Source organism: Streptomyces sp. NBC_00829 (assembly GCF_045161795.1).
Classification (GTDB): domain Bacteria; phylum Actinomycetota; class Actinomycetes; order Streptomycetales; family Streptomycetaceae; genus Streptomyces.
In genome coordinates this window covers 598208-623156 of record NZ_CP108867.1, presented here as the reverse complement: position 1 = coordinate 623156, position 24949 = coordinate 598208, and the positions used below count along the sequence as shown (strand labels likewise).

Annotated in this window: 21 protein-coding genes; 9 read left to right on the top strand and 12 right to left on the bottom strand. The window is 70.1% G+C overall.

The features are described 5' to 3' along the window. Nucleotides 1-31 precede the first annotated feature (31 nt). The 4 genes from OG293_RS02535 to OG293_RS02520 all read right to left on the bottom strand — a co-directional run bounded on the left by OG293_RS02535 (nucleotide 32) and on the right by OG293_RS02520 (nucleotide 4471). Nucleotides 32-865, bottom strand: coding sequence for a carbohydrate ABC transporter permease (locus OG293_RS02535; protein ID WP_405997095.1), 834 nt, complete (start codon nucleotides 863-865; stop codon nucleotides 32-34). After that, on the bottom strand, nucleotides 865-1707 hold the full coding sequence (locus tag OG293_RS02530) for a carbohydrate ABC transporter permease (protein ID WP_406003486.1): 843 nt from the start codon (nucleotides 1705-1707) through the stop codon (nucleotides 865-867). The genes OG293_RS02535 and OG293_RS02530 overlap by 1 nt, the downstream gene beginning before the upstream one ends. Before the next feature lie 98 nt (nucleotides 1708-1805). Beyond that, nucleotides 1806-3137: an ABC transporter substrate-binding protein gene (locus tag OG293_RS02525; protein WP_405997094.1), complete on the bottom strand. Its 1332-nt coding sequence runs from the start codon at nucleotides 3135-3137 to the stop codon at nucleotides 1806-1808. Between the two features lie 185 nt (nucleotides 3138-3322). Next, complete coding sequence (locus OG293_RS02520; protein WP_405997093.1) at nucleotides 3323-4471, bottom strand: serine hydrolase domain-containing protein; 1149 nt, start codon at nucleotides 4469-4471, stop codon at nucleotides 3323-3325. A 287-nt stretch (nucleotides 4472-4758) separates the two neighbouring features. Between OG293_RS02520 and OG293_RS02515 the strand changes: the two genes are divergently transcribed. After that, nucleotides 4759-6126, top strand: a complete 1368-nt coding sequence (locus tag OG293_RS02515; protein ID WP_405997092.1) for a pyridoxal phosphate-dependent decarboxylase family protein — start codon at nucleotides 4759-4761, stop codon at nucleotides 6124-6126. Between the two features lie 30 nt (nucleotides 6127-6156). Here OG293_RS02515 and nhaA read toward each other — a convergent pair whose 3' ends face one another. The 3 genes from nhaA to OG293_RS02500 form a co-directional block, all read right to left on the bottom strand. After that, nucleotides 6157-8052: a Na+/H+ antiporter NhaA gene (gene nhaA / locus OG293_RS02510; protein ID WP_405997091.1), complete on the bottom strand. Its 1896-nt coding sequence runs from the start codon at nucleotides 8050-8052 to the stop codon at nucleotides 6157-6159. A 66-nt stretch (nucleotides 8053-8118) separates the two neighbouring features. Next, complete coding sequence (locus OG293_RS02505) at nucleotides 8119-8250, bottom strand: hypothetical protein (RefSeq protein WP_405997090.1); 132 nt, start codon at nucleotides 8248-8250, stop codon at nucleotides 8119-8121. Further along, nucleotides 8247-8963 (bottom strand): TetR/AcrR family transcriptional regulator, encoded by a 717-nt coding sequence (locus tag OG293_RS02500; protein ID WP_405997089.1) that lies wholly within the window; start codon nucleotides 8961-8963, stop codon nucleotides 8247-8249. The genes OG293_RS02505 and OG293_RS02500 overlap by 4 nt, the downstream gene beginning before the upstream one ends. A 128-nt stretch (nucleotides 8964-9091) precedes the next feature. Between OG293_RS02500 and polX the strand changes: the two genes are divergently transcribed. Further along, nucleotides 9092-10822 (top strand): DNA polymerase/3'-5' exonuclease PolX, encoded by a 1731-nt coding sequence (gene polX, locus OG293_RS02495; protein ID WP_405997088.1) that lies wholly within the window; start codon nucleotides 9092-9094, stop codon nucleotides 10820-10822. Between the two features lie 45 nt (nucleotides 10823-10867). On the opposite strand, the gene OG293_RS02490 is transcribed toward polX, so the two are convergent. Continuing rightward, on the bottom strand, nucleotides 10868-12580 hold the full coding sequence (locus OG293_RS02490; RefSeq protein ID WP_405997087.1) for an IclR family transcriptional regulator C-terminal domain-containing protein: 1713 nt from the start codon (nucleotides 12578-12580) through the stop codon (nucleotides 10868-10870). Between the two features lie 139 nt (nucleotides 12581-12719). On the opposite strand from OG293_RS02490, the gene OG293_RS02485 reads away from it, so the two are divergent. Together OG293_RS02485 and OG293_RS02480 are read left to right on the top strand one after the other, a co-directional pair. Then, a complete protein-coding gene (locus tag OG293_RS02485; protein WP_405997086.1) occupies nucleotides 12720-13463 on the top strand; it encodes an MIP/aquaporin family protein in 744 nt (247 codons plus the stop codon). A 35-nt stretch (nucleotides 13464-13498) separates the two neighbouring features. Continuing rightward, the gene (locus tag OG293_RS02480; RefSeq protein WP_405997085.1) at nucleotides 13499-14968 is read left to right on the top strand and encodes an aldehyde dehydrogenase family protein; all 1470 of its coding nucleotides are present in this window, start codon (nucleotides 13499-13501) and stop codon (nucleotides 14966-14968) included. Between the two features lie 117 nt (nucleotides 14969-15085). Here OG293_RS02480 and OG293_RS02475 read toward each other — a convergent pair whose 3' ends face one another. Beyond that, the gene (locus tag OG293_RS02475) at nucleotides 15086-15277 is read right to left on the bottom strand and encodes a hypothetical protein (RefSeq protein ID WP_405997084.1); all 192 of its coding nucleotides are present in this window, start codon (nucleotides 15275-15277) and stop codon (nucleotides 15086-15088) included. A gap of 124 nt (nucleotides 15278-15401) precedes the next feature. Here OG293_RS02475 and OG293_RS02470 point away from each other — a divergent pair, with 124 nt between their 5' ends. After that, nucleotides 15402-15947, top strand: a complete 546-nt coding sequence (locus OG293_RS02470) for a hypothetical protein (RefSeq protein ID WP_405997083.1) — start codon at nucleotides 15402-15404, stop codon at nucleotides 15945-15947. Nucleotides 15948-16112: 165 nt separating this feature from the next. Here the strand turns inward: OG293_RS02470 and OG293_RS02465 are convergent, their stop codons facing one another. Further along, nucleotides 16113-16301: a hypothetical protein gene (locus OG293_RS02465; protein ID WP_405997082.1), complete on the bottom strand. Its 189-nt coding sequence runs from the start codon at nucleotides 16299-16301 to the stop codon at nucleotides 16113-16115. Between the two features lie 342 nt (nucleotides 16302-16643). On the opposite strand from OG293_RS02465, the gene OG293_RS02460 reads away from it, so the two are divergent. The 3 genes from OG293_RS02460 to OG293_RS02450 all read left to right on the top strand — a co-directional run bounded on the left by OG293_RS02460 (nucleotide 16644) and on the right by OG293_RS02450 (nucleotide 20100). Next, on the top strand, nucleotides 16644-17285 hold the full coding sequence (locus OG293_RS02460) for a TetR/AcrR family transcriptional regulator C-terminal ligand-binding domain-containing protein (RefSeq protein WP_405997081.1): 642 nt from the start codon (nucleotides 16644-16646) through the stop codon (nucleotides 17283-17285). A 217-nt stretch (nucleotides 17286-17502) separates the two neighbouring features. Beyond that, complete coding sequence (locus OG293_RS02455) at nucleotides 17503-19287, top strand: S8 family serine peptidase (RefSeq protein ID WP_405997080.1); 1785 nt, start codon at nucleotides 17503-17505, stop codon at nucleotides 19285-19287. A gap of 204 nt (nucleotides 19288-19491) precedes the next feature. Continuing rightward, nucleotides 19492-20100, top strand: coding sequence for a rhomboid family intramembrane serine protease (locus tag OG293_RS02450; RefSeq protein ID WP_405997079.1), 609 nt, complete (start codon nucleotides 19492-19494; stop codon nucleotides 20098-20100). Between the two features lie 43 nt (nucleotides 20101-20143). Here the strand turns inward: OG293_RS02450 and OG293_RS02445 are convergent, their stop codons facing one another. Continuing rightward, nucleotides 20144-21214: a hypothetical protein gene (locus OG293_RS02445; RefSeq protein WP_405997078.1), complete on the bottom strand. Its 1071-nt coding sequence runs from the start codon at nucleotides 21212-21214 to the stop codon at nucleotides 20144-20146. Between the two features lie 264 nt (nucleotides 21215-21478). Here OG293_RS02445 and OG293_RS02440 point away from each other — a divergent pair, with 264 nt between their 5' ends. Continuing rightward, a complete protein-coding gene (locus OG293_RS02440) occupies nucleotides 21479-23452 on the top strand; it encodes an amino acid transporter (RefSeq protein ID WP_405997077.1) in 1974 nt (657 codons plus the stop codon). Here OG293_RS02440 and OG293_RS02435 read toward each other — a convergent pair whose 3' ends face one another. Beyond that, nucleotides 23453-24811 (bottom strand): tetratricopeptide repeat protein, encoded by a 1359-nt coding sequence (locus OG293_RS02435; protein WP_405997076.1) that lies wholly within the window; start codon nucleotides 24809-24811, stop codon nucleotides 23453-23455. Nucleotides 24812-24949: the final 138 nt, after the last annotated feature.

The following is a 24949-nucleotide window of genomic DNA, read 5'->3' as shown; positions in this document are numbered from 1 at the left end:
GCTCCTTGTCCTGACGTTCGGCTGCTGCCGGTCAGCCCTTGACGGCCCCGGACGTCAGTCCGGCGACGATGCGCCGCTGGAACAGCAGCACGAAGATGACGATCGGAATGGTGATCACCACGGCGGCTGCGGCGATCGACCCGGTGGGCTGCTGGAACTGGCTGCTCCCGGTGAAGAAGGCGATCGCCGCGGGCACCGTGCGGGCCGCGGTCGTCGAGGTCAGTGAGATCGCGAAGAGGAAGTCGTTCCAGCAGAAAATGAAGACGAGGATCGCCGTCGTGAACACGCCCGGCGCGGCCAGCGGTGCGATCACCAGCCGGAACGCCTGGGCGGGGGTGGCCCCGTCCACCTTGGCCGCCTTCTCCAGATCCCAGGGGATCTCCCGGAAGAACGCCGCCAGCGTGTAGATCGCGAGCGGGAGCGAGAAGGTCATGTACGGGATGATCAGGCCCAGCCAGGTGTCGAAGATCCCCAGAATCCGCTCGATGTTGAACAGCGGGGACACCAGGGAGATCGGCGGGAACATCGCGATCAGCAGAGACATCCCGATCAGCAGGCGCTTGCCCGGGAAGCGAAGCCGGGCCACGGCATAGGCGGCCATGGTGCCCAGCGCGACGGCGATCACGGTGGCGATCAGTGAGATCCCGATCGAGTTGATCAGAGCGCGGGTGAACTCCGAGGTCTCGAAGATGCCGCGGTAGTTCTCCAGCGTCCACTCCCGCGGGATGAAGTCGCCGTCCGTCAGCGTGCTGGGGTCCTTGAACGACAGGGCGGCGATCCACCAGACCGGGAACAAGGCGTAGATGATCACTACGGTGTTGGCGATGGCCCAGCGGGTTACGTGTCGCTTTCCTGCGCCGGCCATCAGCGTCCCGCCTCCTGCGAACCGGGGGCGGCAGCCCCGAAGAGTTTGATGAAGGCGAAGGCGATCAGGCCGACGCAGATGAAGATGAGCACGGAGATCGCCGATCCGATGCCGAGGTTGAGCGCGGTGAAGAGGTTGTCGTAACCGAGGATCGACAGTGAGCCTGTTCCATGAGCGCCGGAGGTCAGCACATAGATGTTGTCGAAAATCCGGAAGGCGTCCAGAGTGCGGAACAGCAGCGCCACCAGAATGGCCGGCTTCATCAGCGGCACGGTGACCAGGACGAACCGTTGCCAGGCGGACGCGCCGTCGACCATGGCCGCGCGCAGTGTCTCCTCGGGCACCAGGGCGAGCCCGGCCAGCAGGAGAAGGGCCATGAACGGGGTGGTCTTCCAGACTTCGGCCAGGATGATCAGCCCGATCGCCGGCCACTGCTCGGTGAGCGGGGCTTCACCGGCGGGCAGGAGCGCGGCGAGGTAGCCCGTGTCCGGGGTCCACGCGTACTGCCAGGAGTAGGCGGCGACCACGGTGACGATGCCGTACGGGATCAGGATCGCCGTCCGTACGGTTCCCCGGCCGAAGATGGCCCGGTGCATGACCAGGGCCAGTGCGAAGCCGAAGACGAGTTCGACGGCGACGGAGACGACCGTGATGAACAGGGTGACCCAGAACGCCTCCCACCAGAAATCGGAGGAGAGTACGGCGCCGTAGTTGCTCAGGCCCACAAATTCCGCCTGGTTGGGAAAGCGCAGGTCATAGCGTTGGAGCGAGAGATAGATGGCATAGCCGATGGGGTAGGCCGTGACCGCCAGCATGACGACCACCGCGGGCGCACACAGCATCCAGCCCAGCCGTCGCTCCTGCCGTGCGCCCTCGGACAAACCCTTGGTACTGGCCGGTGCCGGGGCCGGAGCCTTCGGCGCTGCGGGGGTCGGGGTGTTCACGGGATCAGCCCCTTGGACTCGAGGGCGTCCTCGATCTGGCTCCCGATGGTCTCGATGTCGCTCCGGGGCTGAATCGCCGAGGGCGGGGAGAGCGTGTGCGAGATCGCGATGGACACGTTCTGATAGGCGGGGGTCTGGGGGCGGGTGCTGGCGTTCTCCAGGGCGTTGAGCACGTCGGCGGAGAACGGGTAGCTCTTGATGAGCGCCTTGTCGGAGTAGAGGGCGCGCAGCGTGGGCGGAAGGCCGCCCTTGAGCGCCGCGGTCATCTGGTTCTCACGGTTGCGCAGGCACAGTGCGGCGTCGAAGGCGAGGGCGGGGTGGCGTGAATAGGCCCCGATGGCGAGATCGATGCCGCCGATGGTCGGTTTCGACGGCCGGCCGGGGTCCACTCCGGGGTACGGCGCCCAGCGGAAGTTCTTGAACAGGGCCGGATTGTTCGCCTTCATCGACGGATAGACGAAGGGATAGTTGAGCTCGAAGGCGGCTGTTCCCGACTCCATGGCGAGCCGGTTCTGATCCTCCATCTGATTGGACAGGGAGGGGTCGGCGGCGGGGGACCTGGCCAGGTTGCGCATGATCGTCGCCGCCTGGACCGCGGGCGGCCCGAGCGAGGGTGCGGTGGCCGAGGCGTTGAGGATGGAGCCGCCCGCGCTCTCCACGAGCGTGTTGAACCAGACCGTCAGCCCCTCGTACTGCGCGCCCTGGATCTCGACGTAGTGGGGCTTGCCCTGTTCGGCCAGTGCGGTCGCCATGGTCACCATCTCGGCCCATGTCTTGGGGGGCTTGGGCACCAGGTCGCTGCGGTACCAGAGCAACTGCGTGTTGGTGTTGTACGGGACGGCGTACAGCCTGCCCTTCCAGGTAGCCGTTTGCAGCGGCACCTCGAGGGTGCCCACCGTCGCGCTGCGCCGGTTGTCGCCCGTCCACGGCAGAATCCACTTGGCCTCGGCGAACTCCGCGGCCCAGGTGACGTCGAGACCCAGGATGTCGAGCGTGTCGTCGTGCGCGGCGAGTCGGCGGACGAGTTGCTGGCGCTGGCCGTCGGCGCCGCGAGGGAGCTTGTTGTACGCGATCCTGTACCGCCCGCCGGAGGCGCGGGTGCAGTTGGTCGCCGCGTCGGCCAGGGCGCCCGAGTCGTCGGGGAAGTTGTACCAGTTCAGTGTGACGGTGCCGGAGGTGCCCGAGTCGCAGGAGGACAGCAGTGCGGCCAGCAGGGGCAGTACGCTCAGGCAGCGAAGCCGGCGGGCGGTGCCACGACCGGCGGTTCGCGGCGATACGGCGGCGACGCACGCCCCCGCCGGGCGGGCCTGTGTGTTGGTACGCCCCACCGTTCACCTCCTGGACCCGGCGGTCACCGGGTCCCGGTGCATCCGGTGCAGCGCCGCCGTCAGGGCGAACGTAGCCGGACCTCCGGGCGCGGACCGCGCAACGCGTCGTGGAGGCGGCAGGGATCCCCCGGATGCCAGGTGTCCGCTGTGCGTCCCGGGGGAAGGACCGCGTCCCGCGACCCGGCTCAGGCGTCGGCCGCGTACCGCCAGAAGTCCCGCATCATCGCGGGCGGGGTCGGTCCGCCCAGTTCGAGCTGGGTGAGCAGGACGGTGACCGCGCCGGTGGAGGCAGTGATGTGGGCCGCGGTTCCGGTGCCGCCGATCCAGCCGTAGCGTCCCGGGACGTTCCAGGGGTCGATGGCCGCGATGTCGACGGAACCGCCGAAGCCCCAGCCCTGGCCCTCCAGGAAGAGTGCCCCGGCCTCGCGCTGAGCCGGTGTCAGGTGATCGGTGGTCATCTGCCGTACCGATGCGGGAGACAAGAGCGCGCGGCCGGCGACGCTCCCCTCCGCGAGCAGCATCCGGCCGAAGGCGAGCCAGTCGTCGACGGTGGAGACCAGTCCGCCCGCTCCGGACGGGAAGTCCGGCATGCTGCTCCACTGCCCGTCGGGGGTGTCGACCAGTTCGAGGCCGTCTCTCGGGTCGATGCGGTAGCAGCTGGTGAACCGGTCGAGCTTGGCCGCGGGGACCTCGAAACCGGTGTCGGCCATACCGAGCGGTTCGAACAGGCGCTCCGCCAGGAAGTCGGGCAGGGAACCGCCCGACGCCCTGGCGATCAGCACGCCCTGAATGTCGGAGGTGGTGTTGTAGAGCCAGGCGTCACCGGGCTGGTACAGCAGCGGAATGCGGGACAGGGCCGCCATCCACGCGTCCGGTTCCGGGACGTGCTGGGGCTGTACCGGCCCTTGCTTCAGCTCACTGAACAGCAGACCCAGCACCGGCAGGGCGAAGTCGGACGCGAAGCCGTACCCGGCGCGGGAGGTGAGCAGGTCGAGGACGGTGATGGGCCGGGCGGCGGGGACGACGTCATCGACCGGGCCGTCCGGAACGCGCACGACAGACGGTTTGGCCAGCTCGGGAAGCCACCTCTCGACCGGGTCGTCGAGCTCGATCCGGCCGTCCTCGACGAGCATCATGACCGCCGCGGCGACGAGCGGTTTGGTGAGCGAGGCGATACGGAAGATCGAATCCCTGGCCATCGGCGCGGTGCCGTCGACATCGACGAATCCGACGGCCTGTACGTCGACCCGATCGCCGAGGGCCACCAGACCCACCGCTCCGGGCACCGATCCGTTGCTGACGTGCGGCTCCAGAGTGTCGCGCAGACTGGTCATCGGTCCACCTTCTTGAGTGTGCGGTCAGTCGGAGGGCAGACTCCCACCAGGGGCACGAAATCATCGCCACGGCAAGCAAGGCGGGAACTGCCCGCCCCGCCGTAGGGGTGTCGGACCATATGGTTGCGGCGTTCAATGAAGACGAGCGCAGGCAATCCCGGGCTGATCAAGTATGTGGACAGTGGCTTCGTATTCGAACGCCGGTGGGTCTCGACCGGACCGATGCAGGCCGAACGTCGTCGGCCATCGCGTTGCGCCGCGGCGCCGACTGACTCATAGTCCGAGGCATGGACGCGCGCGAGACTGCGCTTCAGCAGGCCTACGAGCATGCCGTCCGCTGGCTGGCGAGCCTGTCCGACCGTCGGGTTCCCGCCGACGCCTCGGTCGACGACATCGTGCGCGCGCTCGGCGCCACGCTGCCCAGCGGGCCGAGCACGCCCGCCGATGTCGTCGACCTGCTGGCCACCGCCTGCGAACCAGGGCTGACCGCGTTCCCCAGCGGCCGCTTCTACGGCTTCGTGATCGGGGGCACTGAACCGGCCGCGCTCGCCGCCGACTGGCTCGTCAGCGCCTGGGACCAGAACTGCGTGCTGCGCGCCGTCTCGCCCGCGCACACGGCCGTGGAGGACATCGCAGGCATGTGGCTCCTCGATCTGCTCGGGCTGCCCGAGGACAGCGCCGTCGGCTTCACCACCGGTGCCACGATGGCGAACTTCACCTGCCTCGCCGCCGGGCGCGACACGGTGCTTCGGCGCTCCGGCTGGAACGTCGCCCGGGACGGGCTCGCGGGCGGGCCGCCCGTACGCGTCGTCGTCGGCCAGGACCGGCACATGGCCGTCGACCTGGCGCTGCGCTACCTGGGCCTCGGCGAACCCGAAACGGTCACGTCGGACGATCAGGGCCGCATCGAAGCGGGTGCGCTGCGCCGCGCGCTCACGGCCGGCGAGCGGCGGCCCACGATCGTCGTCCTCCAGGCGGGGGACATCCACAGCGGCGCCTTCGACCCCTTCGTCGAGACGATCCGCGCCGCCCGCGAGGCGGACGCCTGGGTCCACGTCGACGGCGCCTTCGGACTATGGGCCGCCGCCTCACCGGCGTACGCGCATCTGACGGCGGGCTGCGCGGGCGCCGACTCCTGGGCCACGGATGCCCACAAGACCCTGAACGTCCCCTACGACTGCGGACTCGCCGTCGTGCGCGACCCGTCCGCGGTCCGTGCGGCCATGGGGCAGCGCGGCGACTACCTCATCCAGCACGAACACGGCGACCCCTTCGACAAGGTCCCGGAGCTCTCCCGGCGTGGCAGGGCCTTCACCGTGTGGGCGGCGCTCAGGTCCCTCGGCCGGTCGGGCGTCACCGACCTCGTCGACCGATTGTGCCGGCACGCCGCGTCATTCGCCGCGGGCATCGCCGCCATCGAGGAGGCGAGTGTCCTCAACGACGTGGTGTTCACCCAGGTCTGCGCCGGCTTCGGGAGCGACGAACGCACCGATGAGGTACTCACCCGCCTCCTCGACGACGGCACGGCGTGGATCAGCGGCTCCACCTGGCAGGGCCGTCGTGTCATGCGCATCTCGGTGAGCAACTGGTCCACGACCGAGGACGACGTGACGCGCACACTCGACGCGATCCGGCGCGCCTGTGCCGGTACCTGATACCTCCGGTGCGGACATGTCGTCCAGGGGCTACTGCCGCTGGACGGCCACGCGCGCTCTGGCCGTCCGTACGGCGGAGGAGAGGTGCCCGATGTCGTACGCGCCGTGATGGCGCACCCCGTTGACGAAGAACGTCGGCGTCCCGGACACGCCGCTGAGGTCGGCGGACTCCACATCAGCGGCCACCCGCGTGGCACCGGCCCGATTGCGCAGGTTGTGCTCGAAACGCTCGACGTCCAGACCGAGTTCCCCGGCGTACCGGACGAGGTCGGGCGCCTTCAGGGCATCCTGGCGTTCGAGGAGGAGGTCGTGCATCGGCCAGAAGGCGCCCTGCGCTGCCGCGGCCTCCGACGCTTCCCCCGCCAGCTGGGCCCGGGGGTGGACATCCTGGAGAGGCAGATGCCTCCAGACGTAGCGGACATCCCCGAAGTCGGCGAGGAGCTCGCGGACGACGGGTTCCGCCTGACCGCAGTAGGGGCATTCGAAGTCGCCGTACTCGATCACCGTCACCGGAGCGTCCATGGGGCCGCGGATGTGGTCGCGTCCGGGGTCGACGGGGACGGCCAAGTCGACGATCCGCTCCGAATCGCCGAGCAGAGCGCGGATCTTCCGGCGGCGCGGCAGCAGACCGATCACCGCGGTGACCGCCCAGGTGAGGGCGAAGGCGCAGACGACCGCGCCGAGGATGCCGATCTTCGCCTCCTCCAGCCGGTCGCCGGTGAAGGCGAGAGTCGCGATCAGGAGGGACACGGTGAAGCCCACGCCCGCGATGGTGCCCCCCGCCGCCGTCGCGCCCCAGCCGACCGGCGGACGCACGCGGCCATGGCTGAGGCGGCTCGTCAGCCACGAGGCACCGAGCACCGCGATCGGCTTGCCCAGGACATAGCCGCACAAGATGCCCAGGGTCACCGGTGACTTCACAGCGCTCGACAGCTGCTCGCCGCTGATCGCGATGCCCGTGTTGGCCAGCGCGAACAGCGGCACGATCACATAGCTGGTCCATGGGTGGAACATGCGCTGCAACCGCTCGTTCGGCGAGAGAGCCGATGCCAGTCCCTGCCGAACCGAGCGGGCGAGCTCCGGCGTCGGCTGCTCACGGAACAGGCGGAACAGTCCACTGGCCCGCTCCAGGTCGCTGCGGGCCGCCGGATACGCGTACATCAGCAGCCCGAGTGCAAGACCGGTGACCACGGGGTCGACACCCGACTTCAGCAACGCGGTCCAGGTCGCGATGCCGAACAGCGCGTACACCGGGCCCCGGTCCACGCCGGCGGCCCGCAGCGGCAACAGCGCGCCGAAGACGCCCAGTGCCACCAGAAGCGGGGCCACGGCGATGCGATCGCTGTAGGCGACGGCGATGACGCCGAGCGCGACGAAGTCGTCGACGACGGTGACCGTGAGGATGAAGGCGCGCAGGCTCGTCGGCAGGCGCGAACCGAGCAGGGCGAGCATGCCCAGCGCGAAGGCGGTGTCCGTGGACATCGCGGCGCCCCACCCGTGCACCGAGTCGCGACCGCTGTTGATGGCGAGAAAGATCGCCACCGGCACGGCCATGCCGGCGATTCCGACGATGAAGGGCAGTGTCACGCGGCGCCGCTCGCGAAGCTCCCCCATGTCGAACTCCCGGCGCGCCTCGAGCCCGACGACGAAGAAGAACAGTGTCATCAGACCGCTGTTGACCCACTCGCGGAGGTCGAGCGACACACCGTGGGTGCCGAGTTCGAGCGAGAGGTGCGTGCCCCAGAACTCCTCGTAGGAGCCTGGCCCGATGTTCGCCCAGGCGAGCGCCGCCAGCACCGCGGCCAGCAGGAAGATGGCACTGCCCGTCTCGGTCCGCAGAAAATCGCGCCATGGCGTCCGCAGGTCGTCGCCGCAGACGGTCTGCCCGGACAGACCGCCGTCCGGAGCCGCTGATGGTTCGGTCACTTCGTGATTCTCTCCCGCGACCGCGGGTCGAGCCTGTGGTCGGGGCCTTCGGAGGTGCTGGGCCGTTCATCCGAAAGCCGCGGGCGACAGGGACGTCTTCTTGAGTTCCTTGCGTACGGGGACGCGACAGGCCCGGACCGCCCCGAGTTCATCGATCGCCGCCTCGCTCAGCGCCGCGCGGGTGGAGGCATGGGTCATCCCCGCTGGTCCTGCGAGGGACCGGTGTCCGGCCGGGGCGTGGTCAGCAGTCCGCCGATCAGCACGTCGATGCCCCAGGCCAGGCGGGTTCGGCCGGAGCCGGACAGCAGCTCGGTGCCCAGGGCCGCGATGTGCGGGTGCCGGTCGCGGGAGACGTCCCGCAGCGCGGCGGCAAGCGCGTCCCGGTCCTCCTCGGCGGCGACGCCCCGATCGCGCGTTGTCTGCTCGGCGGCGGTCACGGTCGCGAACTGCAGCAGCAGGTCGACCGCCCACGCCGCGCGGCCCGGTGGCACCCCTCCCTCGTCCAGCAGCGCGAGCACCGCTTCCACCAGATCGAGGTAGTGCTCACCCGACGGCCGGGCAACCAGTGCCGAGCGGGCCAGGCCCGGGTGCGCGAACAGCACCTCCAGATACGACGTGAGGACGTGCGCGAGCCGGTCGCGCCAGTCCCGGTCCGTCCCGGCAGGGATCGGGACCACCTCGCCGAGCAGCTCGTCGAGAACTGCGGCATGCAGCTCGGCGGTGTTGTGTACGTAGACGTAGAGCGAGGCCGGGCCGGTGTCGAGTTCCTGTGCCAGGCGGCGCATGGTCACCCGCTCAAGACCTTCGGCCCGCAAGAGGCCGACGGCGGTCGAGACGATCCCGGCCCGGGTCAGAGGCGGCTTCGCGGGGCGTTCACGGCGGCTGTGCGGCGTACGGGCATGTGTGTCCACATATCCACGGTAACGAGTGCGTTCGTGACGAACGGGTAGGTGACGAACATGTTCGCCGCAAGGGGAGGGCTTGCCGGACGCCTCCGTGCGGGCAAGCCGGTTCCGTCCTGGCGGAGCACCATGAAGACATGGTCCGAGCCAACGAGGAGGTCGAGTCACTCCTGCAGGAGTACGCCGACCTGATCGCGATCAGCGGCGGGGACGCCTTCAAGGCGCGTGCCTACGAGAAGGCCGCCCGCGCGGTCGGCGGCTACCACGCGGACGTCTCCAAGCTCGACGCCAAAGGCCTCAGGGACATCCCCAACGTCGGGAAATCGATCGCCGACAAGATCGTGGAGTATCTGCAGTCGGGCCGCGTCGCCACCATCGAGGAGAACAGGGCGTCCATCCCGGCGGGCGTCCGCGAGCTGATCACCATCCCCACCCTCGGGCCCAAGAAGGCCATGGTCCTGTACGAGGAGCTGAGCGTCACCTCCGTGGACCAGCTCCTGGACGCCATCCACGCGGAGAGGCTGCGCGACCTCAAGGGCTTCGGTGAGAAGACCGAGGAGAACATCCTCCACGGCATCTCCCTGATGCAGAAGGCCGGCGGGGACAGGATTCTCATCAACGCCGCCATGGACATCGCCGAGCAGATCGTCGCCGAGCTCTCCCGGATCCCCGGATGCGAACGGTGCACCTACGCAGGATCCCTGCGCCGCATGCGGGAGACGATCGGCGACATCGACATCCTGGTGGCCGCCGAGAGGTCGGCGCCCTTCATGGAAGCGCTGAGCGGTCTTCCGTACACGGCCGAGGTCATCGCCCACGGCGAGAAGAAGACCTCCGTCCGCACCACCAAGGGCCTCCAGGTGGACCTGCGGGTGCTTCCGCCCGTCTCCTGGGGGGCCGGGCTCCAGTACTTCACCGGGTCCAAGGCGCACAACATCAGGACCCGGGAGATCGCGGTACGTCACAAGCTCAAGCTCTCCGAGTACGGACTCTTCCATGCCAAGAGCGGCAGACGGGTCGCCGCGGACACCGAGGAGGACATCTACGCCCGGCTCGGCCTGCCCTGGATACCGCCGACGCTGCGGGAGGACCGGGGCGAGATCGCGGCGGGACTGCGGGGCGAAATCCCCGAACTCGTCGGCGAGAAGGACATCAGGGGAGACCTCCACACCCACACCGACCTCACCGACGGCCTCGCCTCACTGGAGGACATGGTCGCAGCCGCCGCGGACAGGGGGTACGCGTACTACGCGATCACCGACCACGCACCGAACCTGTACATGCAGCGCATGACCGAGGAGAAGATCCTCGCGCAGCGCGAACGCGTCCGCGAACTCGACCAGGAACACCGCGGGATGCGGCTGCTTCACGGAACCGAACTCAACATCGGCCCGGACGGTGAGGTGGACTGGCCCGGTGAGTTCCTGGAGGGCTTCGACCTGTGCGTGGCCTCGGTCCACTCACACTGCAACCAGAGCAGACAGGCACTCACGCGTCGGCTCGTACGCGCCTGCGAGAACCCGTACGTCGCCGTCATCGGCCACCCCACCACGCGCCGGATCGGCAAACGCCCCGGCATCGACGCCGACTTCGACGCGGTCTTCGAGGCCTGCGCGCGAACGGGCACCGCGCTGGAGATCAACGCCCATCCCGAACGCCTCGACCTCCGCGACGAGGACATCCTGCGCGCGAAGAGGTACGGCGTGAAGTTCGCGGTGAACTCCGACGCGCACTCGATCACACATCTGCCGTATGTGAGATACGGCGTGGGCACCGCGCAGCGCGGATGGCTGACGCGGGACTACGTCATCAACACCTGGCCGCTCGCGAAGCTGCGCCGCTTCCTGCGGAAGGGCCCGGAGGCCTGACGCGGACGCCCGCCAGCGTGCGCCGGGCAGGGGCCGCCGTCCGTCTCAGGGAATGGCCACTGACGTCCGCTCGGAAACGACCGCGAGGTCGGCCTCGATCCGGGCCGCGGCCAAGCGCAGCGCGGGGAGCATCATGGCCCTGGTGTCCTGCGGGGTCTCATGGCCGACGTGCAGGGCGACGTTGAGCGCGGCCACCGCACGTCCGTTACGGCCGCGGATGGGCACGGCGACGGAGCGCAGGCCCTCCTCCAGCTCCTGGTCGACCAGGGCGTGTCCCTCGCGGGCGGCGGTGTCCAGGGCGGCGCCGATGCCGGCCGGTGAGGTCAGGGTGTGCCGGGTCAGCGGCTGGGGGCTGACACGCTCGAAGTAGGCCGCGCGCTCGGACGCGGACCGGTCGGCGAGCAGGACTCGGCCCATGGAGGTGGCGTACGCCGGGAACCTGGTGCCCAGGGAGATGCTGGCACTGGTGATCCGGCCGGTGGCCACCCGGGCCACATAGAGCACGTCGTCGCCGGACAGGACGGAGATGGAGGCCGACTCCCGTACCTGCTGGACGAGTTCGACCAGGTGCGGCTGCACGATCTCGGTGAAGGAGAGTCCCGACAGCCGGGCGTAGCCCAGTTCCAGCACCTTGGGCAGCAGGCTGAAGAGGCGGCCGTCGGCGGTCGCGTAGCCCTGGTCCACCAGGGTCAGCAGCGCGCGGCGGGCGCTGGCGGCGGGCAGCGCGGCGGCCTCCGCCACGGCGCTGAGCGTCATGCCGCCGCGGGCGGTCCCGAGCGCGGTCATGACGGCCAGCCCGCGGGCGAGCGACTGCACGAAGGCGGAGCCCATCTCGCCCTTGGCATCGTCGAAGTCGGGGTCTTCGAAGCGGGCGGCCGGACGGTCGCCCGGGGCGGAGGCGGGCGCGTGAGCGGTGTCGGTGCCAGGCGTCCCACGGCGCAGTGCCTCGGCCATGTCGGCGGTGGCCGCGGTGAGCCTGGGCAGGGCGAATTCCCGGAGTCCCTCCGCGCTGTGACGGTGGGTGTGACTCAGCACGCTCACGGCGCACACAGCCTCGCCGTCCGGCCCCGGAACGGGCATCGCCAGGGCCACCAGGCCGGGCGCGACGAGCTGGTCGTCGAGCGCCCAGCCGGTGTCGCGGGCCTGTTGTGCCCAGGCCACGAACCGCCGCTCCACCTCCTGCTCCTGCGGTACGGAGACACGAACGGGGACGACGGGGAAACGGGCGTCGGTCGGATCCTCGTCGCGCCGGGCCCGCCAGATGTCGTATTCGGCAGCTCCCCAGCCGGCGGCGAGCACCGCGCCCGCCGCGCATCGCTCGGCGGGCAGCAGGTCGCCGATGTGGAAGGCGAGCGAGAGCGTGCGACGGCGCACCACGGCCTGGGCGATCAGGCGCATGTCGCAACCGTCGGGGACGATCACCGACACGGACTCGCCCAGTTCGTCGGCGAGCCGGTTCACATACGGCTGGACCAGGTCGGGCAGGCCGCTGCCGGACAGAAAGGCATTGCCCAGTTCCAGCAGTCGGGGCGCCGGGACCAGATCGCGGCCGTCGGAGCGCAGATGGCCGAGGCGGATCAGAGTGCTGGTGATCCGGTCGACGGGGGAGCGGGCAAGGCCGGTGGCGCGGACCAGATCGCCGGGGCGCATACGGGGCTCAGGAGCGGTGGCGACGGCGCGCAGCACACACAGACCGCGCTCCAGCGGACCGAGCTGCTCGGCGCGCGGGGCGTGGGGCGTGCTCTCGGCCAGTGCCATACGGGTGTTCCTCCAGTTCGGCGGTTCCGGTCATGAGCAAGGTACCCGCGAAGGCGTTGACAGCCGGAGTCGGAGGCCGCAGACTCCCCTCCACCCATCGAGGTGAACTATAGTTCACTATGTGAAAAAGGAGCCTCCCGTGAGTGCACCCGCCCTGAGCAACGCCGATGTCGTCCGCAACAGCTCCTACGAATTCGTCCTCACCACGGTGCTGTTCTTCGCCGTCCTGAGCTTCGTCCGCTGGCTGGCCATACCCGGTTCCCCGCTGGCGATCAGCAATCCGCATGCCCTGTTCGCTGTGGCCGGAGTCCTGGTCGCGGCAGTGATCACCGCCCTGATGTACTCACCACCCGGCCGGACCTCCGGAGGGCACCTGAACCCCGGTGTCACGGTCTTCCTCTGGACGAACGGACTCTTCCCCGGCAAGGCGGTGGTGCCCTATGCCGCCGCTCAGCTCGCCGGTTCGGTGGCCGGGGCCGGGCTGGCCCGCCTGGTCTGGGGCGAAACCGTCTCCCGGATGGGGTACGCCGCCGTGCACCCCGCCCAAGGCACCGGTACGGCCGGCCTGTTCGTCGTCGAGGCCGCCTCACTGGGCGCCGTCTTCGTCCTCGTCGCGCTCGTCATGGCGCGGCCGAAGTTCGTCCCCCTCGCCGTCGGCGTCGGGGTCGGCCTGGTCATCGCCACACTCGGAACGGTCAGCGGAGCGAGCATCAACCCCGCCCGTCACTTCGGTCCCGCTCTGCTGTCCGGGCAGTACGACCACTTCTGGACGTACATGACCGCGCCGCTCGTCGGCGCCGCCGTCGTGGGCCTGGCCCACCGCCGCCTGCGCACGTCGAGCAGCCGCACCCCCCGGCCCGCCCCGGCCACCCCCGCTTCCTGATGCCCGCCTCTGCTTCGACTCCTGGGAGAACTGCCATGAACCGCACGCGCGGCCTGATCATCAACGGCCGGGAGATCCCGGCCTCCGGCGGCCGTACCGCACCCGACGTCGGCCCGTGGACCGGTGAGACCTGCGCCGTGGTCGCCGCCGGGACGGTCGAGGACATCACCCGCGCCGTGGACGCCGCCGAAGCCGCCTTCGAAGGGTGGGCGGCAACACCTCCCACCCGGCGGCGCGCGATCTTCCTGCGCGCCGCCGAGATCATGGCGTCGCGCACGCAGGAGATCGTGGAGCTGATGGCTGCCGAGGTGGGAGCCGTGACTCCGTGGGCGGCGTTCAACGCCAAGCTGGCGACCGACATCCTGCTGGAGGCCGCGGCCGCCACCACGCAACCCACCGGGCAGATGCTGGCCACGGACCACCAGGGCGCTTACTCGATGCAGGTACGGGTGCCGGTCGGGGTGGTCGCCGCCATCTCGCCGTGGAACGCCCCCGTCATCCTCGGGGTCCGGGCCGTGGCGCTCCCGCTGGCCCTCGGCAACACCGTCGTCATGAAGCCCAGCGAGGATGCGCCGATCGCCTGCGGCCTGCTGATATCCGACGTACTGCACGAGGCCGGACTCCCGGCCGGTGTGCTCAATGTGGTCACCAACGACCGCGCGGATGCCGCCGCGGTGGTGTCGGCCCTCATCGGCGACCCGCGCGTGCGGATGGTCAACTTCACCGGCTCCACCGAGACCGGCCGCGCCGTAGGAGTCCTGGCCGCCCAGCATCTCAAGCCGGCCGTCCTGGAACTGGGCGGCAAGAACGCGCTCGTCGTACTGGAGGACGCGGACCTCGACTACGCGGTGGACGCCGCAACGTTCGGTGCGTTCATGAACGCGGGCCAGATCTGTATGTGCGTCGACCGGGTCATCGTCCACCGGGCCGTGGCGGAGGAGTTCCTGGCCAAGTTCGCGCAGCGCGTCGACGCCCTTCCGTCCGGGGATCCCGCCGACCCGGCCACCGCGGTCGGACCGGTGGTCACCGCGCAGGCCGCGCAACGGGTTGCCGCCCTGATCGCCGACGCGGTTGCGAAGGGCGCCACCCTGCTGGCCGGAACTGGCACCGTCGAAGCGCCCGGCACCCTGATCAAACCCGCCGTCCTCACCGGCGTCACCCGGGACATGGACATCTTCTCCCGCGAGATCTTCGGCCCTGCCACCGTCGTCCATGTCGTCGACGACGCCGACCAAGCCGTGCAGTTGGCCAATGACACTCCGTATGGACTGACCGCGGGCGTCATCACCGAAGACCTCGCGGCCGGCCTCGATATCGCCCGCAGGATCCGTACCGGCATCATCCACGTCAACGACCAGAGCATCGCGGACGAGCCCCAGGCCCCCTTCGGTGGCGTGAAGAACTCCGGCTACGGCCGCTTCGGCGGCCAGGCGGGCGTCGAAGCGTTCACCGACACCCGCTGGATCACCGTCCAGGCCAAGGGGCACGCCCACTACCCGATCTGACGCCCGCCCGAGCCCCGGGCGGGCCCCGCCCCGCAGGCGCCCGCCGCCCGCGGACCAGGACGGGTGCCTGCCCGGCCCGGGGCCGCGGCGCGGTCAACTCGGCTCCCTCGGCGCGGTTCAGAGGCCGGGATCGAAGTCGTGACCAGGGCGGCGGCCCGCGCCCGTTGCTGCCTCCGGCAGCGGGCAGGAGCGGCGTTCCTTCGTGTCGATGTGGACGCCGGTCAGCACGCGAGGGCCGCCACCTCGCCGGTAGACCGGCCCGCGGTACATCACTTCCATGCGGGTGGCGGTCGCGGTGGTCTTCCTCACGTCAGGTCCGCCTGGTCGGACACGCTGCCGAGCCATGTTAGCCAGCGTTAACTTTGGCCGGTCGTGAGGGGTTTCGCATGAGGGGCATTGGTATTGCACAGGTTCGTCGTCCATACTGCCCGCCGTGGAGCAGCGCGTAGATCCAAACATCAAGCTCGAGTACGCCGCGGGGACAGACCCGGCATACATCCCCGGCCTCACGGGCCCCGGCCGCGGTGGGACGGAGGACCGGGTCCCGGAACAGGCGGACGACGCCGAGGCCGATACGGCCGTCCCTCAGGACACGGTGCTGCCTTCGGACGGCCTGACCGAAGGCACAGCCGAGGACTCCGGGCCCGACACGGCCTCCGAGGAGGAGACCGGGGCCGGCGACGCGGAGAAGGACGAGGCCGGCCCCGTCTTCGAGGTCAGCGACCGCCGAGGTTCGATCAGAGCGGACCGGGACGGCATCCTGTTCCGGCTCGACGACCAGGAAGCCGACTTCCGGTGGGACGAGATCGGAGCGGTCGAGGTCAAGCCGGCACGGTTCGGGCGCCGATTCACCGTTACCGTCCATCTGTCGACGCGCCGTTGGTTCGACGCCGAGGTCGAGGCGGCGGCCAGGAGCCAGCTCAGCGGCTGGTCGGACGAGCTGGACGCTGTCCTGGACGTCTACTTCGAGGAGTCCTGAGCGACACGGGTGAGGCCGGGGCCTCGGTGGACCCCTGGCCCGGCCGACCCTGGCCGTCCCCGGCCCGCAGGCGGGCGGCGCCAAAGAGCCGCCCGCCGCTCGGTCTCCGACACAACCGCCCGGCGGTGCCGCCCTCGCTGCCGCTGTGCCGCTGATCCGAAAGGCTCAGCGCAGCGGCGGCATGAGCGGCCGCTGCCCCGGGTCCGGCTGTCCGCCCCGGTAGGGGCCCTTCGGGGCGATGACGCGGTCGAGTTCACGCAGGGTCCGCTCGGCGGTGTCGCGCACCTCGGCCGGAATGTCGCCGCGCTCTCGCACGAGCTGCGCGTAGATGGGGGCGCTGCCGCCGTAAGTCATGAAGTGGTTCTTCCCTCGGGCCTGTTCACTGCCGGCCGGCCTGTGCCGGAAGCAGTGGCCGAGTGTACGGCCCTGCCGAGCTCGTATTCGAACCCGGTGCCCGGCGCACGGGGGCGTAGCAGGGCGCAGAGGCGCTCGAAGCGGCGCACCCCGCTCACGGCGGCCAGCACGAGGTCCGTCGTCGTGCGCGTCGATGTGCTCGACAACGGACCTCGTGTCACCCGGGCGGGGGCGCGATCGCAGTCGGCCGGGCGCGGCGGGGGCGGGCGGTGAAGGTCTCGTGCGCATTAGGTTGTGCGGGAGACGATTTCCGCCCGCCAAGCCACCGGACAGCACAGGACCATGACGGAGCGAACACCTCACGGCTCGGCCCGTCCCGGCGGGCGGACGGCCCGCACCCGCGCGGCCGTGCTGGCCGCCGCCTTCGAGGAGCTCGACATCGGTGGTTTCGGCGAGCTGAGCCTTGAGAGAATCGCCGAGCGCTCCGGCGTCCATGTGTCGACCATCCGCCGCCGCTGGCGCAGCGTCGAAGGCGTCATCGGTGACCTCCTGGCGCAGCACAGCACGACGATCCCGACGCCCGACACCGGCGACCTCCGCCAGGATCTCCGTGCCCTGGCCCAGATCATCGCGAACTTCCATGCGAGCAGACGCAACCGCAACCTCATCGAAGGGATCGTGGCGGCCGCCGCCCACGACCCGCGCCTCGGTGACATCGTCCGTGACGTCTTCGCGGCCCGCACCGAGCACGTCGCGCAGTTGGTGCGGCGGGCGATCGAACGCGGTGAACTCGCCCCCGACACCGATCCTGCCGATGTCATCGCCGCGCTGAGCGCACCCTTCTACTACCGGCTCCTCATCACCCGTGGCCAGATCGACGCCCGCCTCGTCCACATCAGCGCCGAAGCCGCCTACCAGGCTGCCAGGGCTGGAACGTTCCACAGGCCGGCCCCGACGTCACAGGGCGATACACCCACGGCCTGATCCAGAACCCGGGCCCTGCCCGACGTCCCCGACGTCCGGGCGCGACCGGATCGGGTCTTCCGGATGGGCCGATTCCAAGTCAACCAACCATCAAGTATGCGCACTTGTGTGATCGAGCCCTTTTCATCCAGTGTCCTTGTCTGCCATCTTGCGTCCACCACTTCCCACACTCGGCCCGGTCCGCGCCACCAGCGCAGCCGGGCTTTCGGAGGATGCATTGCGTACCCCCATATCCAGCCGCCTGAGACGCTCGGTCGCCGCCGCCGTCCTCGGTGCGGCTGTGGCGCTCATCAATCCTGTCGGGGCGGCGCACGCCGCGCCGGCCACGGCCGGGACACCGGCAGCCGCCGCGAAGTCCACCGCCGCGTGGGCCGCAGGCACCAGGGCCTACCTGGTCATCACCGCGCCGGGCGACACATCGTCCGTACAGAGCGCTGTCACCGCCAACGGCGGGACGGTGTTCGCGCACTACGACGCGATAGGCGTGATCGTGGCGCACTCGGCGTCCACGACCTTCGCCGGCACCATGCGGGCCGTCAGCGGCGTCCAGCAGGTCGGTGCCACCCGGACCTCGGACGTACCGGCCGACGCGTACAACCCCGCGCTGCCCGCCGCTCCCTCGCAGACGCCGACCACCCTCACCGAGTCCAACCGCTGGGACATGACCCAGATCAAGGCCGACAAGGCGTGGGCCGTCACCACCGGTTCCTCCGCGGTCAAGGTCGGCGTCCTGGACACCGGCGTCGACGACCTGCACCAGGACATCGCGCCCAACTTCGACGCCGCGGACTCCGTCTCCTGCGCCTACGGCAAGGCGGACACCCGCACCGGAGCCTGGCGTCCGGTCGGAGACCACGGTACGCACGTGGCGGGAACCATCGCGGCGGCCAAGAACGGCAAGGGCGTCGTCGGTGTCGCCCCGGGCGTGAAGATCTCCTCCGTCCGCATCGCCGAGCCGAGCAGCAGCATGTTCTACGCCGAGAACACCGTCTGCGGCTTCATGTGGGCCGGTGACCACGGCTTCAAGGTCACCAACAACAGCTATTACACGGACCCCTGGATGTTCAACTGCCCGGACAACGTGGACCAGGCAGCGATCATCGAGGGTGTCAAGCGTGCCCAGGCGTACGCGGAGAGCAAGGGCTCGCTGCAGGTCGCGGCCGCGGGCAACTCCAACTACGACCTGGCGAACAAGCGGACCGACACGTCGAGCCCGAACGACTCGACGCCTGTCACGCGCACCATCACCAACGCCTGCATCGACATCCCCACGGAGCTGCCGGGGGTGGTGACCGTCGCGGCCATGGGCAACGGCAACGTGAAGGCCTCGTACTCCAACCTCGGCCGGAGCGTCATCGATGTCGCAGCCCCCGGTGGGGACGGAGCGTCGGGGGTCTACTCGACGCTGCCGGGCGGCGAGTACGGCACCATGAACGGAACCTCGATGGCCTCCCCGCACGTAGCGGGTGTGGCAGCGCTGCTGGCGAGAACCAACCCCGGCTCCACGCCCGCAGACCTCCGCGCCAAGCTGTCTGCCCAGGCCACCGACACGGCCTGCCCCTCCGACAGCCGCTGCACGGGCACGACCGCCGACAACAGCTTCTTCGGTGAGGGCCAGGTCGACGCGCTGAAGGCCGTCGGGGGTACGCCGCCGCCCGGTGCGTACTTCGAGAACACCGCGGATGTCGCGATCACCGACAACGCCACGGTGGAGTCCCCGCTCACCGTGACCGGTGTCAGCGGCAACGCCCCGGCCACGCTCAAGGTCGGTGTGGACGTCAAGCACACCTACCGCGGCGACCTCGTGCTCTCCCTCGTGGCCCCCGACGGCACGCTCTACCCGCTCGAGGACTTCCCGGACAACGACGGCACCGACCACGTCGCCAAGACGTACACCGTGAACGCCTCGTCGGAGGTGGCCGCGGGTACCTGGAAGCTTCGCGTGCGTGACGGAGCGTCCCAGGACACCGGCAAGATCGACGCCTGGAACCTGACCTTCTAGAGGCGGTCCGGGTACGTGCGTCACCGGGCCCCGGGGAGGAGCCGTCACGGCCCGCCCCGGGGCCCTCTCGCAGTCCGGCCGGGGCGCGGCGAACGACGCCGGAACCGACGACCCACTCCATGACGCGGATACGGAACCGAGTAGGGTGCGCCGGTCGTTTCCGGGGTGGATGCGTACGTATGGCCGAAAGACCAGGGGGCCGAGATGACAGGCACAGGCGTCACCGAGCGGCGCACATCTGACCGGGCTTCGGCCGCGGCCAAGCTGATGGCCGGATGGGTGGCGCTGTTGTGGGCACTCGAAGCGGTCGACGTGCTGACGGGCCATGCCCTCGACTCCTTCGGAATCGTGCCGCGGGAGCCGGGCGAACTGGCAGACGTCGTCCCCGCCGCGTTCATCCACTTCGGCTTCGGGCATGTCGCCGCGAACAGCGTCCCGCTCCTGGCCCTCGGCTTCCTCGCCGCGCTCGGCGGCATCCGCCGCTTCCTTGCGGTGTCGCTGCTGATCGTTTTCGTGGACGGCCTCGGCGTCTGGCTGGTCTCGCCGTCCCACACGAACACGGCGGGCGCCTCCGGCCTGATCTTCGGACTGTTCGGCTACCTGGTGGCGCGCGGGTTCGTGGACCGCAAGCTGCTGGACGTGGGCGTGGGGCTGATCATCGGCGCGGTCTACGGCGGCACGATCCTGTTCGGTATATCTCCGGCAAGAGCCGACGTCAGCTGGCAGGGGCACCTCTTCGGCCTGATCGCCGGTGTGGCGGCGGCCTTCGTCTTCCGCCGCCGGGCCGGAAAGCCGGGCATCGCCGCCGCCTGAGACAGGCCTGAGCCCGGGTGCGCCAACCAAGGTCGGTCCGGCGTCACCAGTCGCCCTCCGACACCGGCTTCCCCGGCCCGGGCGCGTCCCCGAGCGGCTTCACCTGGGACGGTGAGGGCTGCTGCCACGGATCGAGGTCCTGGCCCAGCCACGCTCCGACCGGCTTGACACCACTGAGGGTCTCGGACTCGGCGAGGTCCGTCGCGTCGGCATCGTAGTAGTCGAACCACGGCAGTCCGGCACGCGTGTACGCCGCGCGATCGACGGGCGACGGCGGGGGAGTCTCTCCGGTGATCCGCTGCCACTCCGGAGGGGTGACGAGATGGACGAAGACCCGGCCCGCCGGCTCCTGGGACCAGTCGGTACCCGATCGATCGTCCTGATAGACCTCCTGCCGCATCGTTCCGCCGACTCCGAGGCCCATGGCCGAGCCTGGCCGAGGCGCGCTGCCGGGCTGTGCGGGCGCCGGCGCTCCGGCGAAGGCGGCCATCGGCGGCGGCAGGGGAGGGCCGCCGGGCGCCGCTCCGTACCCGGTGGGTGCCGACCGCGCCCGTTCGGCCGCCAGCCGGGCGAGTTCGCGCTGCTCCTCGCGCCACGCAGTCAACGCCGTGGCCGTGAGCGGGAACGACTGCAACTGCACCCCGCCCCACGTCTCCTCGCCGGTGATCTGTCCCTCCACTGTGGCACCCAAGCCCAGCGGAACCGCGACGAACTGACGCACTGTCCCGGTGCCCGAGTTGATTCCGTCCAGCCAGGGCTGCCGTGGCAGGACGAGATAGTTCTGCGGGTTGCGCGACAGACGGCTGCTCCACGGCTTGCCGGACACCGCACACACCTTTCCCACGCCGACCTGCAGAGCGGCCGGCTCGGTGGTCCCCGCGAAGCTCAGCCACATCGCTTCGCGCAGATACACCGGGAGCATCACCCCGCCGCGCTTGCGCCACTCGGGCGGGACCCGGTCCGCATGGTCCTCGACCCGGCGTACGGGGAACTCGCCCAGCCCGGGCGGCAGCGCATGCGTTCCCGATTCCGGCAGGCGCAGCGTACGGATGAAGCGGACGCGCACCCCGCCCGGCAGATGCAGACAGTTTCCGTCGATCCGCGTCTCGCCCACAGCTTCCCCCTCGGAATGGCTGAATTCCTCTGACCTCTCCACGACGAGTTCGGTGCCCCCGGTTCCCCGGCCACCGCGGCACTTCTGCTGGAACAGCTCCGGAGAAAGCACGGAGCAGACCGATTCCAGGTCGTGCCCGCAGTGGCGTTGACCACGCGCGACGGTTCGCGCCACTGGCGCGTTCACCCCCGGTCGCCCGGGTGATGAGGCCGTCCTGGATACTCGCTCCTCGTTGCACGGCGGACCAGCACGGGGAGCACACACATGACCGGCACACGGGCCGAGGTCCAGGCGGACCTGCGGGTCGCACGACCCCGCCGATGGAGGGGCTGGCTGCTGGAGGGCCTGAGCGAGACGTCCGCACGCCACCCCGGCCCCCACGGGACGCCGCACCCGGAACACAAGGGGCACACCTGGTGGCGGGTGATGTGCCTCACGGGCGTCGACTACTTCTCCACCCTCGGCTACCAGCCCGGCATCGCCGCGCTCGCGGCCGGGCTGCTCTCACCGCTGGCGACCTTCGTACTCATCGTCCTCACTCTGCTCGGCGCGCTCCCCGTGTACCGCCGGGTGGCCAAGGAGAGCCCGCACGGTGAGGGCTCGATCGCCATGCTGGAGCGGCTGCTGCCCTGGTGGGCGGGGAAGGTCCTGGTCCTTGTGCTGCTGGGATTCGCCGCGACCGACTTCATCATCACCATCACGCTGTCCGGCGCCGACGCCTCGGCCCACGTGGTGGAGAATCCGTTCGCCCCGCACTGGACACACGGCGGCAGCGTCTGGATCACCCTTGTCCTCATCGGCGCACTGGGCGCTGTCTTCCTCAAGGGATTCCGTGAGGCGATCGGCGTCGCCGTCGTGCTCGTCGGCCTCTATCTCGCGCTGAACGTGGTGGTTCTGCTCAGCTCCGCATGGCAGGTCGTGAGCGAACCCCATGTGATCGGCGACTGGACCGACGCCTTGACCACCGAACACTCCTCACCGATCGCGATGGTCGGCGTCGCGCTTCTCGTCTTCCCGAAACTCGCCCTCGGCATGTCCGGCTTCGAGACCGGCGTCGCCGTGATGCCGCAGGTGCGCGGCGATGCCACGGACACGTACGAGAATCCGGCAGGACGTGTCCGCGACACCCGCAAGCTGCTCACCGCCGCCGCCGTGATCATGAGCTGTTTTCTGCTGCTGTCCAGCCTCGCCACGACAATCCTGATCCCGCAGGACGAGTTCAGAAGCGGTGGTTCCGCGAACGGACGTGCCCTGGCCTTTCTCGCCCATGAGCATCTGGGCGAAGCCTTCGGCACGGTCTACGATCTGTCCACCATCGCGATCCTCTGGTTCGCCGGCGCGTCCGCGCTCGCCGGACTGCTCAACCTCGTACCGCGCTATCTCCCCCGCTACGGCATGGCACCGGAATGGACCCGGGCCGTGCGCCCGCTCGTGCTGGTCTTCATGGCGATCGCCGTCGGCATCACCGTGTGGTTCGACGCCGATGTCGACGCGCAGAGCGGCGCGTACGCGACCGGTGTCCTGGTCCTGATGCTCTCGGCGGCCTTCGCCTCCGCCGTCGCCGTGCACCGGCGCGGCCACCGGCGCGCCGCGGCCGGCTTCGGCGCGATCACCGCCGTCATCGCGTACACCCTGGTCACCAATGTCGTCGAAAGGCCGGACGGCATCAAGATCGCCTCCTTCTTCATCCTCGCCATCCTGCTCACCTCCTTCGCGTCCCGCATCCACCGTGCCTTCGAACTGCGCACCGCCGAGGTCACCTTCGACGAGACGGCGGCCCGCCTGATCGACGAGGCGGCGGCGCAGGGGCCGCTGCGGATCATCGCCAACGAGCCGCAGGAACACAGCACGGTCGAGTACCGGATGAAGGAGTACACCCAGCGCGAGGAGACCCACATTCCCGAGGCCGGGCCCGTTCTCTTCCTGGAGGTCTTCGTCCAGGACTCCTCCGACTTCACCGCCGACCTCGCCGTCCACGGCGACGAGAAGCACGGGGCCCGCAGGCTCCGGGTGAAGAGCGCGGGGGTTCCCAACGCCATCGCCGCCGTCCTGGTGCAGCTGCGCGACCGCACCGGCCAGGTCCCGCACGCCTACTTCAACTGGACCGAAGGCCATCCGCTGAGCCATCTGCTGCGCTTCCTCGTCTTCGGCGACGGCGAGGTCGCCCCGGTCACCCGCGAGGTGCTGCGCCGCGCCGAGCCCAATCCGAAGCGCAGACCCCGTATCCACGTCGGCTGATCACGGCGCGTCGTCCGCGTCTGCCACTGACCAGAGAGGCGAGGCGGGAGCGGGGCCGAGCGTCGTCGTGCCGGGCGCCGCCCGGTGCCCGAGTCCTGTGCGGTACGCGTCGAGGGCGGCCTCGGTCCGGCCCGTACGGCGCAGCAGGTCGCCCAGCAGACGGCACAGGTCGGCGAGGTCGCCCGTCGCCCCGCTGCGTTCCAGGAAGCCGAGTGCCGTCACATAGTGTTCCTCGGCCGCCTCGGTCTCGCCCCGCTCGTCGGCGATGAGTCCGAGCAGCCGGTGCGCGCCGCCCGCGTGCACGGCGCCGTGCCGGTCGCCCAGTTCCAGCAGCTGGGCCAGGAGTTCGGCCGCCTCCTGATGCCGGCCGAGGCGGCGCAGCACGTCGGCGAGTTCGACCTCGACCTGGGCGGTGTAGAGCGCGGCACGTTTCGCGGCCAGCATGGAGCGGGCGGTGCGCAACTCCTGCTCGGCGGCCTGGAGTTCGGCCCGCTGTGCGTGGACGTAGCCGCGCATCCAGTGGCAGTGGGCGAGATCCGTGGTCAGCCGGAGCTGCTGGTAGATCGTCTGGGCCTTGGCGAGTGAGGCGTCGGCATCGGCCGTCCGGCCCTCCGCGAGGAAGGTGCGCGCAACCTGCCGGTGCATGCCGGCCACCAGCGCCGGGTCGTTGACCTGCGGCGCCAGCGCGAGGGCGAGTTCGGCGGCATGTGCCGCTCGGGCGTGGGCCCCCATGTCGATGTAGGGACCGATGATGGCGGCGTACAGCAGCACCAGCGCCTCGGGGTCGCCGAGACCGCTTGCGGTGAGTTCGTCGATGGTGGACTCGAGGAGGTAGCAGGCGTAGCGCAGTTCTCCCGCCAGCAGATGTGCGACGGCCCGGCCCCGTACGGCGCCGGCGCGCCGGGGGAGCGGCTCGTTCGACAGGATGCGCTCGGCGGCCTCGAAGTGCCGCGCCGCATCGGAGAGGTCTCCGCCCTCGATGGCGCAGTCGCCGAGCCCGAGCAGGGCTTCCGCCTGTTCCGGTTCGAGTCCGAGCTGTTCGGCGTCGGTGAGGAGCTCGCGGTAGCGCACGGCCGCGTCGTCGGCGGCTCCGTCGGCCAGCATCTGCTGGGCGTCGGTGAGGTCGAGCCGCAGCTGAGTGGCCAGATGGGCGGGGCGGCCCGTGGCCAGTTCCTCGTAGGAGGTCCCGAGGCGTTCGGCGAGGAAGCGCAGCGCGGTCTCGGAGGGGCGGACTTTGCCGGCCTCCAGGGTCGAGATGTAGGCAGGGGTGTAGGAGGTGTCCGCCAACTGGCGTTGTGTCAGGCCTCGTTGGGCACGCAGTCGCTGTACCCGTCGGCCGATCTCGGCCGGTTCGTCCATGAAGTCCCCCTGGGTGTTCGGCCCGCCCAGTATTCAGGGGGCGCAGCCGTTGCGCACGTTCTGGGCAGCCCTCTAGTTTAAGCACCGCATTCAGCACACTTAGCAGATGACTTAATTCCCTTGCCGGGTGGAGGACTT